This is a genomic window from Epibacterium sp. HA2-3, from assembly GCF_055693725.2.
The window spans coordinates 1,583,676-1,597,290 of record NZ_CM172490.1; the positions used below are offsets into that span (position 1 = coordinate 1,583,676).

A 13,615-nucleotide genomic window follows, 5' to 3' on the forward strand; every position below is an offset into this window, starting at 1 on the left:
GCTGGTTTTCGCCCACATCCCCCCGCGTTGATGTCATTTTCCCGCCGAAACCCACACGCGCCTTCACCAAAGCGAGAGCGGGGGGCGCGCGGTGGAAATTGCTTCGCTAGCATCGCTGTTAACAATCGTGTTCCCAGCTTGTGAAAGTGACCCGCCCATGACCCAGGATATTTTTGGACAAGAGTGCAGCCTCACCGATCCCCGCGCACTCGCGGAATGGAACGGCGCGCAGACCGGCGTTCTTGCCCATGCGGCGCGCACCGCAGGCCACCTTGGGGCGGTGTTGGACGCCGCGCCTGATTTTGCCCTCGGCCAGGCCATCAAGGGGCTGTCGCTGTTGATGCTTGGGCGCTCCGAGCTTTTGCCGACCGCGCGCGAGGCGCTGGCCCTCGCCAAGTCGACCTATGAGGGCGCGTTGCCGCGAGAACGCAAATATGTCGACGCATTGGAAGCCTGGCTCTCGGGTCATCCCTCACGCGCGATCACCTGCATGGAAGACATCCTGACCCAGCATCCCTGCGACACGCTGGCGATGAAACTCAGCCATGGGATCCGCTTTATCATGGGCGACGCCCGCGGCATGCGCGCCTCTATCGAGCGTGTGATGCCCGCCTATTCGACCGAGCACGCAGGACATGGCTATCTGTTGGGCTGTCACGCCTTTGCCCTCGAGGAAACCGGCGACTTCGACCGGGCGGAAATCACCGGACGTCAGGCACTTTGGACCGCGCCGGACGATGCATGGGGGCTGCATGCGGTGGCACATGTGCATGACATGACCGGTAATGCCAGGACTGGATTGGGTTGGCTTGAGGGCCGCGAAGAGGCCTGGGCGCATTGCAACAATTTTCGCTACCATGTGTGGTGGCACAAGGCCCTGATGCACCTCGACCTCGGCCAAATCGACGAGGTGATGCGGCTCTATGATGACGAGGTGCGCAAGGACAAGACCGACGACTACCGCGATATTTCCAATGCCACCTCGCTGCTGATGCGGCTCGAACTTGATGGGGTCAATGTCGGAGACCGCTGGGACGAACTGGCAGAGCTTTGCGAAAACCGAACTGAGGACGGCAGCCTCATCTTTGCCGATCTGCATTACCTGCTGGCGCTGATCGGCGGCGATCGCGCAACGGCCACAGGCCAGCTGATCCGGCGGATCCATGCCGATGGAACCCGGCCCAAGACCGAAGCCGCGCAAAGAATGGCCGACCCGGGCTGCGCGGTGTCAAAGGGACTTGAGGCTTTTGGGGAAGGCCACTACGGCACAGCCTTTGACTACCTCGCTAAGTCACGGGATTCGTTGCAACTTGCAGGTGGCAGCCATGCCCAGCGGGACGTGTTTGAACGCATGACCATCGACGCTGGGCTGCGCTCGGGGAACTGGGCACAAGTGGAGGCCATTTTGGATGACAGACGTGCCAAACGCGGAGGGGGCGAAGACAATTATGCGATGGCTCGTCGCGCCTTGATTGCGGCCGCCCAAAGCGAGGGCGGCGCACAGAGCGTCCCGGCGGAGTGATCCTTTAGGAGATTTGAAAAAGATGGCAGACGTCGCGCCTTTTCCGGCGCCCGATCAAAGCAGCGCTCAACGCGCCGCCCCGGCAGCCACCGGCGCCGATGGTGCAGGCCCCATCGCGGGGGCCACGGCGCAGTTGCGCCCGGATGTGCAGGGGCGCCCGCGCGACCCGCGACTTGATTTTTATCGCGGCATCGCGATGTTCATCATCCTCTGCGCGCATATCCCGGGCAATCGCTGGACAGGCTGGATTCCGGCCCGCTTTGGCTTTTCCGACGCAACCGAGATCTTTGTGTTCTGCTCCGGCATGGCTTCCGCGATTGCCTTTGGCGGCTCTTTCCAGCGCCACGGCTGGTGGTTGGGCACCGCGCGCGTCGCCTACCGCTGCTGGCAGGTGTTCTGGGCGCATATTGGCCTCTTTTTCTTTGTGGCCATGTCGATGGCCGCGCTCGATCTCTATGGCGGGTTTGAGAAAAGCTACATCGGCTCATTGAACCTGAGACCGTTTTTCAACGATCCCGCAGAGCAGATCGTGGGGATTTTCACCCTCACCTATGTGCCCAACTACTTTGACATTCTGCCGATGTATCTGGTGGTGCTGGCCTTGATGCCTGCGATTATGGGCGCGCAGAAACTCGGCCTCTGGGCTGTGGCGGGGCTGTCGCTGGCGCTCTGGCTTCTGGCCAACCCTTATGTTGTTGGACTTGGTCCCGAAGGCCTGTCGCTGCCCGCAGAGCCTTGGTCGGACCGCGAGTGGTTCTTCAACCCTTTCGGCTGGCAGCTTTTGTTCTTTACCGGTTTTGCCTTGATGGCAGGCTGGCTTCCCAAACCGCCGGTCAGCCGCGGACTGGCACTGTTAGCGGCCGCCTTCTTGATCCTGTCGATGCCTTTTGGCTCGTGGAAAGTCTTCAGCTGGCTCAACAGTGCGGCCCCCGACCTGGGCGCAACGATCCGTCCTGCATGGGGCATCACCGGAGAGTGGCGCGAGAAAACCGACTTTGGCCTTCTGCGCTATCTGCATTTCTTGTCGCTGGCTTACCTGGCATGGCTTGTGGCCGGTGAGAACGGGCAAAACCTCGTGGCCCGTGGCAGCTCTTTGGCCGCGCGCTTCTGGGCTCAGATCCTGACGCTCATCACCAAGGTCGGCCAGCAGAGCCTTGCTGTCTTTGTCTTTTCCATGGCGCTTGCCCGTTTCATTGGCGCGGCTCTGGATCAAACCGAGCGCGGCATCCTTGTGACCGCGTTGGCCAATATCACTGGCTTCACTCTCATTATCGGCTGCGCTTTTGCAGCCGGCTGGTTCAAATCCCAACCCTGGAGACGCAAACGATGAGCACATTCAGCCGTCGTTCCTTCCTTCAATCCGCCTCTGCCCTGTCACTTGCGGCACTGGCCCCCGCCGCGCGCGCCAGCGCCTCCGAGGAAGCGTTTTCGCGCGCCGATGTGATTGCGCGCGCCAAGGCCCTCGCTGAACGGCCGTTCAAGGCCCGCAGCGCGGTTCCCGATGACTGGCTCGCTCTGAGCTATGACCAGTACCGCTCGATCCAGTTTGACCTCGACAAGGCGCTCTGGGCCGGCTCTGATCGCAGCTACAACGTGGATTTCTTTCTACCCGGCCTCTATTTCGAACGCCCGGTCCTGGTCCATGAAGTTGAAGACGGGATGGCGCATCGCATCCCCTTCGATTTGAATCATTTCAAGAAACATCCCGAGATCTCACCCGATCTGTCGACCGAAGGGCCGCTGGGGTATTCGGGTTTCCGCCTGCGCACGGATCTTGGCGACCGGGATCATCCGGGAAAGAAAACCGAATTCTGCGTCTTTCAGGGCGCGAGCTACTTCCGCGCGATTGCCAATGGCAACAACTATGGTCTGTCTGCACGCGGGCTGGCGCTCAAGACAGCCGATCCCGAGGGCGAGGAATTCCCCGAATTTGTCAGCTTCTGGCTCGAAGCCCCAGGCCCCTTGCAGGAAAACATGGTGGTGCACGCGCTGATGGACAGCCCCTCGGTGACGGGCGCCTACCGGTTTGACATCACCCCTGGCACCCCTTGTGTGATGGATGTGGAAGCGACGCTCTTTGCACGCAAGGACCTGACGCATGCGGGTCTTGCACCGCTTACCTCAATGTTCCTCTTTGATGGCACCAACCATCAGCGGTTCGATGATTTCCGCCCGGCGGTTCACGATAGCGATGGGCTCTTGATGAAAAACGGCAATGGCGAGGTCATCTGGCGACCCCTTGCAAACCCGACCCGTCTTCAGGTGTCGAGCTTCGTGGACAAGAACCCCGCCGGATTTGGCCTGATGCAGCGCGCGCGCAAGCTGTCGGACTTTGCCGATCTCGAAGCCCACTACCATCGCCGCCCCTCGCTCTGGGTCGAGCCCCGCGAGGATTGGGGCGCGGGAAGCGTCACCCTGGTTGAAATCCCGGCGGACAAGGAAATCTACGACAATATCGTCGCCTATTGGCGTCCGGAAAAACCCTATCCCGCTGGCGCACGCGTGGATCTCAACTATCGTCTGAGCTGGGGCGAAGAGCCGGTGCTGGATCTGCCGCGCGTGATCAACACCGCCTCAGGCGCCAAGATCTTTGGCGACCCCGGGCGTCTCATGGTGATCGATTTTGAGGCGCACCCGATGTTTGAAGCCGATCCCGAGGCCTTCAGCTTGCATATCTCCTCGCCACATCTTGAGACATCTGATGGTGTGTTGCAGCGCAACCCGGAGACCGGCGGCATGCGACTGGCGTTCTCCTTTGATCCGGGCGAGCAAACCCATGTGGAACTGCGCGCGCAACTGCGCAAGGATGGGCAGGATGCTTCTGAGGTCTGGCTGTATCGGTGGACCGTCTGAATGAAAGACATTGGTTTTACAGATACATCCGCGCTGTTGTTGCCACCAGAGGCTCCGCTGGCGATGCCGGCGCAGGACTTTGGGCGCCAATTTCACGACGCTAGCGCGCCGGCGGCCTCTGCCCGGGATGGAACCGGCGCGGCGCTGTGGCGGGTGCTGGCGTTTTCGCCCGCCATGGTTGCAACCCTTGCGCTTGCGTGGGTGATGCAGGGCTGGTTTGCCGCAGATGGCACCACCTCGCTGGAGTGGGTGCTTTTGGTTCTGATTGCTTTCAACTTCTTCTGGATCACTTTCACGGTCTCGACCGTCCTGCTTGGACTGTTCAGCCTCTCGCGCACCCGTCCGCGCCCCGAACGCGGCCTGCGCAAACCAATGCGGGTGGCCCTCTTGGTGCCAATCTACAACGAAGTGCCTTGGTATGTGCTTGGCAATGCGCGCTCCATGCTCGAGGAGCTGCGGGCCATCGGCGGGCCCCATCGCTACGAGATGTTCATTCTCTCGGACACCCGCGACCCAGAGATTGCCGCACAAGAGCTGCAGAGCATCAAGGCGTTGCGCGCGGATTTGCCCGAGGGGATCACGCTCTATTATCGTCGGCGCGCCGAAAACACCGCCCGCAAGGTGGGCAATATCCATGATTGGGTGACCCGCTGGGGCGGCAGCTATGAGGCCATGTTGGTGCTGGATGCGGACAGTCTGATGACAGGCCGCGCCATCCAGCGCCTCACCGATGCACTGGCGCGGGACCCGGCTGCTGGCCTCATTCAGAGCTTCCCGCAACTTATTGGTGCACAATCCGTTTTTGGCCGCATGCAACAGTTTGCCAACGGCGTATACGGCCTCGCGCTGGCCGAAGGTCTGGCGCGTTGGACTGGTCATGAGGGCAATTACTGGGGCCACAACGCCATCATTCGCACCCGCGCCTTTGCCGCGTCGGCCGGGTTGCCGGAGCTGCGCGGGTTCACCGGAGGCAGCAGCCTCATTATGAGCCATGATTTTGTGGAGGCAGGCTTGTTGCGACGGGCTGGCTGGCGCGTGAGGTTCCTGCCCCGCATCCGCGGCTCCTACGAGGAAACACCGGCCACTCTGGTGGATCATATCCAGCGCGACAGGCGCTGGTGTCAGGGCAACCTGCAACACCTGCGTCTTTTGTCGGCAACCGGGTTTCACGCGATGTCGCGGTTCCACCTCGCGCATGGTGCCATCGGCTATCTGATGGCGCCGGTCTGGTTTGCGCTCTTGGTGATCTGGGCCGTGATCGGCCAGGACGAGGGCGGATCAGTGATCACCTATTTCTCCGAGGCAAACCCGCTGCGGCCCAACTGGCCGGATATGAGCGAGCCACGCCATGTGGCGGTGATCGTTCTGATTTATGCCATGTTGCTCGCGCCCAAGGTCCTCTCTGTCGCGGCCCTGCCTCTGACCGGGCGGCGGATCGCGGATTATGGCGGTCTGGGGCGGTTCCTTCTGTCCATGCTCACCGAAATTCTGCTTGCGATCCTCTATGCGCCGATCCTGATGGTGCAGCAGATGATTGCCGTGTTGCGCAGCGTCTTTGGCCTGCAAAAAGGCTGGTCCCCGCAGGCGCGCGCAGGTGGTGAGTACAGTTTTGCAACCCTGTGCAAGTGCCACCTTCTTGAGACCGTGAGCGGCATCGCGCTCTGCATCGGGATTGCTGCAGGCCTGGTGTCACTCTGGCTGTTGCCAATCGCACTGTCCCTCGTGCTGGCCGTGCCGCTCTCTGCGCTGTCGGGCCTGCGCCTGCCGAGGGGCTGGATGGGCACGGCCGAGACCTTGAACGAGCCGCAGATCAACCGCGCGGCCCATCACTACCGCAATCTGTTGCGGCAACACGCGCAAGGGACTGACGTGCCCGTGCAGGCCGCGGAGTGAGAGGTTCCGTGGCGTTTGCGGGGGCTCTGCCCCCGCACCCCCGGGATATTTTTCGTTAGAAGAAAAGAGGCGTCAGCCACCGGTCTGTGTATTAGCCACCAGTCTGTGCATCTGCTGGGTCGGCCTCAAGCCAGTCGACGACACGGCCGGCCCAGCCCGGAGGGACCCTGTGCCCGCCGGGGAAGAGTTCAAACGTGAGGGTCGCCCCATCGCCGCAGGACCAGCTGCGCATCGAAAGATCTCCGTCCTGCCAGATTGCATCAGGGGCATGGGTCTCGCATCCCAGCGTGTCGCGCCAGAGCTCCAGACCCGCCCAGATGTCACCTTGCACAAAACGCCCGCCGCCCAGGATGCGCCCTTCGAGCGGAACCACGCGATCCGCCCAGCCGTGGCTGTGGTAAAGCCGCAAAGGGCCCTCGCATTCCGTTGGTTGAGGTCTCCAGAAGCCGCCTGCAACCGGCAGATAAGCCGCAAAAGCATCCGGGTCGCGACAGGCGAGATAGTTCACCATGAAAGCGCCGGAGGAAAACCCCGCCAAAACAGAGTGTTCAGGATCAACATCAAAGCGTTTTACCGCGTCCTTCAGTACATCTTGCACGAAGGTGAAATCATCCCGCCCGCCAAACTCGGGCAGGAATGACCAGCTTCGCACGCCTTGCGCGCCGCGGGCGCCATTTGGGGCGATCACGGCGTATCCGCGCGTTGTAAACCCTGTGACCATCTGCTCCAGATTCATGACATTTTTCGCAGATCCGCCATGGCCATGCAGGAAGACAATGGCTGGCGTCTGGTCTGCGGACGTGTCGGGGAGCACGATCTGGTAGCTGCCAGTGTCCAGTCTGCAGGCGGTCTCTGGCGTATCACAGGCGGCGGCGGCACCTTCGGCAAGCGTGAGGGTGGCAATCGTGGCCAGTAGCGGGATCATCCGGTCCATGGACGCACCGGCAGGTTGCTGCTGAGCCAGCCCGGCCCGGCAGTGGATCCATAGACGCCTTCCGGGACATCGATGATGTCCTCAAATCCCGACGCAAGCAACTGTCGGGTGAGCCGCGCCGAGCGCACGCCTCCGGCGCAGATCAAGGCCACCGGGCGACCGGGGTCCTGCACCTGAAGTGCGCGTAGCGCCTCCTGAAAATCCGCCCGGCGCATATCTAGGGGCACTGCCCCTGCAGGGATGCCGGTCTGGCGCCATTCAGAGGGGGTGCGAATGTCAAGGAGCAGGATCTCGCCCGTCTGCGCGTCCTTGTGGGCCTGCGCGACCGAGAGGATCCGGCCTTCATGGGTGGGACGGTGTCGCGACAGCCCCCACCAGCCCCCTGCCCCAAGCAGTAGAGCGCCGCCCCCCAAAAGAAGCACGCGGCGGGAGGGGCGCGTTGAGGGTGGCCTATGGGTGTGATCCTGTTTCATTTGCATATCCAAGTCCTTGCGGACCCAATTTATCACAGCCATCCGGCAGATGTGCGCAGAAGATCGCGGCCAGACTTCAAGATCGCGTCATCTGAAGTCACCCGGTCCAGCGTCACAATACGCTGACCCGAGCGGGCTCGTGTTTGCGCAAACCGCCAGTGTCATCCTCGCCAAAACATGCGGCGCAATGTCACATTTGGCCTGAACGATACGAAAACCTGACTTTTTCTGCCGGATTTTGTGGAACCGGACTGGAAATTTCCTTACTCCAGTAACAGCTAGGAGCCTATTGCCGCCATAACAACAATCCACAACTTGGAGAGTATGACGTGTCCCTTTTCCTAATAGCAGCCCTGCCGTTTCTCGGCGCGCTGTTTCCCGCGCTTCTGATCCGCGCCGGTCGCAATGCCTCGGCCTCATCTGCCGGGCTGGCGACGGGACTTGCCTTTATTGGATTGATGCTACACGCCCCCGCCGTGATGCGCGGCGAGGTGATCCATGTGGGCGTCGACTGGCTGCCCGCGCTTGGGCTATCGGCCAATTTCTTTCTGGATGGGCTTGGGTTTCTCTTTGCTACCCTGATCCTCGGGATCGGCCTGTTGATCATTGTCTATGCGCGGTTTTACCTCTCGCGGCAGGATCCGATGGGGCAGTTCTACACCTACCTGCTGCTGTTCCAGGGCGCTATGGTGGGGATTGTTCTGTCCGATAACATCCTGCTTTTGCTGATTTTCTGGGAACTTACGTCGCTTTCGTCATTCTTACTGATCGGCTATTGGAAACATCTTCCCGAAGGCCGTCAGGGTGCGCGGATGGCATTGACCGTCACCGGCATGGGTGGGCTGGCCATGATTGGTGGCATGCTGATCCTCGGGCATATTGCCGGATCTTACGACATCAGCGTTATCTTGCAAAACAAGGACGCGATCCAATCCTCGGATCTCTATCTGCCGGCGCTGATCCTGATCCTCATCGGGGCCTTTACAAAATCGGCGCAGTTCCCGTTCCACTTCTGGCTGCCACATGCGATGGCCGCGCCGACGCCGGTTTCGGCCTATCTGCACTCTGCCACCATGGTCAAAGCGGGGCTTTTCCTGATGGCGCGTCTGTGGCCGGTGCTTTCGGGCACGCCGGAGTGGTTCTATATCGTTGCCACCACAGGCCTGATCACCATGGTTCTGGGCGCCGTGATTGCGCTCTTCAAGGATGACCTGAAGGCGCTCTTGGCGTTTTCGACCGTCTCGCATCTGGGCCTGATCACCATGCTTTTGGGTTTTGGCACCAAATACGCAGCCGTGGCGGCGGTGTTTCACATCATCAACCACGCGACCTTTAAGGCGGCGCTCTTTATGTCGGCGGGGATCGTCGATCACGAGGCCCACACACGCGACATCAAACGCCTCGGCGGGTTGCGACACCTGATGCCGGTGACCTTTGCGATCGCGACAATCGCTTCGCTCTCGATGGCGGGTATTCCGCCGCTCAACGGGTTCCTCTCGAAGGAAATGATGCTGGATGCGGCAGAAAAGACCTCCTGGCTCTCGTCGCCCTATATGATTGCAGGGCTTGCCACCTTTGCGGCGATGTTCTCGGCGGCGTATTCCTTCCGCTACATCGCGCATGTTTTCCTAGGCCCCAAGCGCGAGGACTACCCTGCAAAACCGCATGATCCGGGCTTTGGCATGTATGCCTCCCCCGCGCTTCTGGCGGTGCTGGTGGTGCTGATCGGCCTGTTCTCGGCCAAGCTCGTCGGGCCGCTGGTGGCGGCGTCGGCCAGTGCGGTCATCGGTGGCGAGAAACTGCCCTATTATTCGCTGAAGCTCTGGCATGGGTTCACACCTGCGCTTTATATGTCGGTGGTCGCTGTGCTCGGTGGTCTGGTGCTTCTGTCACTGCATCGCCCGCTCGAACGCGTATGGAATGCGCTCCCGCGCCCCGAGGCCAAGGTGATCTTTGATGCGATCGTAAGCGCGCTGACCGGGCTCGTGCAGGGGCTGACCGGGCGGCTGCATGATGGATCGCTCACGCGGTATGCCGCGATCATGGTGAGCTTCACCGTAGCGATCAGCCTTTATGCCTATGTTACCGGGACGATAGGCCTGCCGACGCGGCCGATGCAGGAGGCGGGCGTGATGCCCATGGTGGCCTGGTTCTGCCTTGCGATGGCTGCGCTCTGTATCGTTGTGTTCCACCGCCAGCGCTTTGTCGCACTGATCCTGATCGGCATTGTCGGCCTGATCGTGTCGATGTCCTTCAACTATCTCTCCGCGCCGGACCTTGCGCTGACGCAGATCTCGGTCGAGGTGGTCACCATCATTCTGATGCTGCTGGCGCTGAATTTCCTGCCCAAGGAAACCCCGGTCGAGACACCGCTGTTCACCCGGATGCGTGATGGCGCCATCGCCATCATTGGCGGTCTGGGCGTCGGTGGGCTGATCTATGCAATGCTGGTACGGGATTTCGCGTTCCCGACGATCTCCGGCTTTCACATCGAGAACTCCTACAAAGGCGGCGGCGGCACCAATATGGTGAACGTGATCCTTGTAGACTTCCGCGGCTTTGACACTTTTGGCGAAATCATCGTACTGGGCATCGCCGCTCTGGTGATCTTTGCCCTCACCGAAGCGGTCCTGTCGACGCGCGTGCGCGCCTACCTCCTTAATCGCAAACCCGATCTGGAGCAGGCAGGCGACAGCCATCCCGGCATGATGGTGGTGGTAACACGGATGATGATGCCGGTGGCCCTGATGGTCGCGGCCTATATCTTCTTCCGAGGGCATAACCTGCCGGGCGGTGGCTTTATCGCCGGTCTGGTCGCGGCGATTGCGGTGATCATGCAGTATATGGCATCGGGCTTTGGCTGGGCGACCGAACGCCAGCGCTACCCCTATCACGGGATCATCGGCTCGGGCGTTCTGATCGCCGCAGCCACGGGTCTTGGGGCCTGGTTCAACGACCAGCCCTTCCTGACGTCCGCCTTTGGGTATGTTCACATCGAACCGCTCAATGAGTTCGAGGTGGCCACGGCGGCGCTCTTTGATCTGGGCGTGTTCTTGGCGGTGGTCGGCGCGGTGATGCTGGCTCTTGAAAGCCTTGCGCGCTTTGCCTGGCAGCCCGGCACCGACTCTGAGCACGCCATTGAAATCAACCCTGCCCGCGATGCTGCGGCGCAAGACATGAAGGAGGTCTAAGAGCATGGAGCTTCTTGTTGCATCCGCCGTTGGCCTGCTCACCGCGGCCGGGATCTACCTGATCCTGCGTCGGCGCACCTTTCCGGTGATCCTTGGCACGTCGCTGCTGTCTTATGCGGTGAATGTGTTTCTCTTTGCCACCGGGCGTCTGGCGACAGACGCGCCACCGATCCTCAACAAATATGCCGAAGTCGCCTATGCCGACCCGCTGCCGCAGGCGCTGGTTCTCACGGCCATCGTGATCTCCTTTGGCATGACCGCGGTTGTGGTGATGGTGGCGCTCGCCGCCTATCTCAGCGCCCGCGACGACAATATCAACATGGACGACACTGCGCCTGCGCAGGGAGAGGACGCATGAACCATCTTCTGATTGCGCCCATCGTGCTGCCCGCATTGGTGGCGCCATTCATCATTATGACCTTGCGCTATCACATTGATTTGCAGCGCATATTCTCTTTGACAACGAATGTGCTACTGGTTGCCATCGCGATGGCGCTGGCGGTACAGGCCGCAGATGGCACCGTGCAGGTCTACGAGCTCGGCGACTGGCAGGCGCCCTTTGGCATCGTGCTGGTGCTTGATCGGCTCTCGGCCATGATGGTGCTGCTGACCACCGTTCTGGCCCTTGCCGTAAACCTCTATGCAATCGGCAGCAAATGGGACGAGCGCGGCGCGAACTTTCATGCGCTCTATCTCTTTCAGCTCATGGGCATCATCGGCGCGTTCCTGACGGGCGATGCGTTCAACCTCTTTGTGTTCTTCGAAGTGCTCTTGATCGCGTCCTACGGGCTCATGATCCACGGCGGTGGTGCCCGGCGGTTTCAGGCAGGCGTGCAATATGTGGTGTTCAACCTTCTGGGTTCGACGCTGTTTCTGTTTGCGCTTGGCACCATCTACGGGGTGACCGGCACGCTCAACCTCGCGGATCTTGCGCAGCGCGTCGCCGAACTTCCGGCTGAAGACAGCGCCCTCATTCGCGTGGGCGCGGTGATGCTGCTGCTGGTCTTTGCAATCAAAGCCTCGCTGTTGCCGCTGCATTTCTGGCTGCCAGCCTCCTATGCCAATGCGCCCGCGCCGGTGGCCGCGCTCTTTGCGATCATGACCAAAGTTGGCGCCTATGCGATCCTGCGCGTCTATACGCTGGTCTTTGGACCCGACGTCGCGGTGGTCGATGGGCTGGTGGAAAGCTGGTTGTTGCCTGCCGCGCTTTTGACCATTGCCATCGGGGCGATCGGAGTTCTGGGTTCCAAGGAAATCGGCAAGCTGATGTCCTTTGGCGCGATCACCTCTGTGGGCACGCTGCTCACGGCGATTGCGCTCTTTACGCCCGAGGCCACCTCGGCCGCGCTCTACTACACGGTGCATTCGACGCTGGCAGCCGCAGCGCTGTTCCTCGTGGCCGACATGGTGCGCGAACGCCAAGGCGGGGACATAGCCCCCAAGCCAGTCATGGCGCAAAGCGGGCTCATCTCGGTGCTCTTTTTCGTGGCGGCCATCGCCACGGCGGGCATGCCGCCTCTGTCCGGTTTCCTTGGCAAACTGCTGATCCTTGACGCGGCGCGCGACAATACGCTTGCAGTCTGGGTCTGGGGCGTGATCCTCGTGAGCTCTCTTGTGACCATCATGGGATTTGCCCGCGCAGGCACTCTGATCTTCTGGAAAAGCCATGGTCTGCCCTCCGAGCAGGCGGCAGGGGAAGACGCAAGCGAGAGCGCCATGACTTCGACAGAGCGCACATCCGCCCTGCCCTTCGTGGCTTGTTTCTCGCTTCTGGCAGGGCTGGTTGCGCTGACCCTCTTTGCCGGACCGGTGACCCGCTACACCACGGCCACCGCTGCGGATCTCTTTGCGCCCGAGGCCTATATCGAGACGGTCCTTGCAAACCGCGACCGCCCGGTGGTCGAGCCCGACGCAGATAGCACAGAAAAGGCCAAGGACGATGGCGCCGGTGCGCCCAAATCGGAGGAGAGCAACTGATGAAACTCCTAAACCGACTGCTTCCGCACCCTCTTTTGACGCTGATGCTGACAGTTATCTGGCAGCTTCTGGTCAACAAGGTCACGCCGAACTCGCTGCTGTTTGGGTTCTTCCTCGGGTTGCTCATCCCCTTTGTGACCCAGCCCTATTGGCCCAACCGCCCCAAACTCAAGAGCCCGCTGCGGCTTGCGACCTATGTGCTTTTGGTGTTCTGGGACATCGTCATGGCCAACATCACGGTGGCGCGCATCATCCTGTTCATGCCCAACAGCAAGCGTCAGCCCACTTGGGTGTCGATCCCGCTTGAGATCCGCACGCCCGAGGCCATCGCCATGCTGGGGGGCACCATCACCATGACCCCGGGCACGCTGACGGCGGATATTTCGTCGGACGGGCGCTATCTACTGGTGCATTGCCTGCACGCGCCCAACCCGGATGAGGTGCGCGACGAAATCAAGACCCGCTACGAACGCCGCCTGAAGGAGATTTTCGAATGATCGAATATGCCTATATCTTCGCCTTCGGCTGTTTCGCCCTGGCGATGCTGATGAACCTCTGGAAAGTCGTGACAGGCACAGAGGTGACCGACCGGATCCTCGCGCTTGATACCATGTTCATCAACTCCATCGCCCTTGTGGTTCTCTTTGGGGTGTTCCTCAGTTCCGAGATCTTCTTTGAGGCCTCGCTCATCATGGCGATGCTCGGGTTCATCTCTACCGTGGCCTATGCGCGCTTCTTGCTGCGCGGCAACATCATCGAGTGAGGAGACAGA

The 13,615-nt window shown here is 61.1% G+C and carries 11 protein-coding genes; 9 read left to right on the top strand and 2 right to left on the bottom strand.

What is annotated here, in order from left to right; all coding sequences use genetic code 11:
* The first annotated feature begins 157 nt into the window (after positions 1-157).
* The 4 genes from ACZ1HH_RS07350 to mdoH are packed head-to-tail and all read left to right on the top strand — an operon-like array spanning position 158 to position 6,268.
* Positions 158-1,522: a tetratricopeptide repeat protein gene (locus ACZ1HH_RS07350; protein ID WP_472636264.1), complete on the top strand. Its 1,365-nt coding sequence runs from the start codon at positions 158-160 to the stop codon at positions 1,520-1,522.
* A gap of 22 nt (positions 1,523-1,544) precedes the next feature.
* A complete protein-coding gene (locus ACZ1HH_RS07355; RefSeq protein WP_472636265.1) occupies positions 1,545-2,852 on the top strand; it encodes an OpgC family protein in 1,308 nt (435 codons plus the stop codon).
* Complete coding sequence (locus ACZ1HH_RS07360; RefSeq protein WP_472636266.1) at positions 2,849-4,375, top strand: OpgD/OpgG family glucan biosynthesis protein; 1,527 nt, start codon at positions 2,849-2,851, stop codon at positions 4,373-4,375. The genes ACZ1HH_RS07355 and ACZ1HH_RS07360 overlap by 4 nt, the downstream gene beginning before the upstream one ends.
* Positions 4,376-6,268, top strand: a complete 1,893-nt coding sequence (mdoH, locus tag ACZ1HH_RS07365; RefSeq protein ID WP_472636267.1) for a glucans biosynthesis glucosyltransferase MdoH — start codon at positions 4,376-4,378, stop codon at positions 6,266-6,268.
* 91 nt (positions 6,269-6,359) lie between these two features.
* Here the strand turns inward: mdoH and ACZ1HH_RS07370 are convergent, their stop codons facing one another.
* Together ACZ1HH_RS07370 and ACZ1HH_RS07375 are read right to left on the bottom strand one after the other, a co-directional pair.
* Positions 6,360-7,202, bottom strand: a complete 843-nt coding sequence (locus ACZ1HH_RS07370; protein ID WP_472636268.1) for a CE1 family esterase — start codon at positions 7,200-7,202, stop codon at positions 6,360-6,362.
* Positions 7,190-7,675, bottom strand: a complete 486-nt coding sequence (locus tag ACZ1HH_RS07375; RefSeq protein WP_487320224.1) for a rhodanese-like domain-containing protein — start codon at positions 7,673-7,675, stop codon at positions 7,190-7,192. Before ACZ1HH_RS07375 ends, ACZ1HH_RS07370 begins: the two co-directional genes overlap by 13 nt.
* A 329-nt stretch (positions 7,676-8,004) precedes the next feature.
* Between ACZ1HH_RS07375 and ACZ1HH_RS07380 the strand changes: the two genes are divergently transcribed.
* From ACZ1HH_RS07380 to ACZ1HH_RS07400, 5 genes are read left to right on the top strand one after another with little or no spacing between them, the layout of a single operon-like run.
* Positions 8,005-10,866 carry a monovalent cation/H+ antiporter subunit A gene (locus ACZ1HH_RS07380; protein WP_472636270.1) on the top strand — a complete coding sequence of 954 codons (2,862 nt, stop codon included), beginning with the start codon at positions 8,005-8,007 and terminating at the stop codon, positions 10,864-10,866.
* A 4-nt stretch (positions 10,867-10,870) separates the two neighbouring features.
* Entirely contained in the window at positions 10,871-11,224 is a 354-nt protein-coding gene (locus ACZ1HH_RS07385; protein ID WP_011538873.1) for a Na+/H+ antiporter subunit C, read from the top strand.
* Positions 11,221-12,843: a monovalent cation/H+ antiporter subunit D gene (locus ACZ1HH_RS07390; RefSeq protein WP_472636271.1), complete on the top strand. Its 1,623-nt coding sequence runs from the start codon at positions 11,221-11,223 to the stop codon at positions 12,841-12,843. Before ACZ1HH_RS07385 ends, ACZ1HH_RS07390 begins: the two co-directional genes overlap by 4 nt.
* Positions 12,843-13,340, top strand: coding sequence for a Na+/H+ antiporter subunit E (locus ACZ1HH_RS07395; protein ID WP_472636272.1), 498 nt, complete (start codon positions 12,843-12,845; stop codon positions 13,338-13,340). The genes ACZ1HH_RS07390 and ACZ1HH_RS07395 overlap by 1 nt, the downstream gene beginning before the upstream one ends.
* Positions 13,337-13,606 (top strand): K+/H+ antiporter subunit F, encoded by a 270-nt coding sequence (locus tag ACZ1HH_RS07400; protein WP_011538876.1) that lies wholly within the window; start codon positions 13,337-13,339, stop codon positions 13,604-13,606. The genes ACZ1HH_RS07395 and ACZ1HH_RS07400 overlap by 4 nt, the downstream gene beginning before the upstream one ends.
* Positions 13,607-13,615 lie beyond the last annotated feature (9 nt).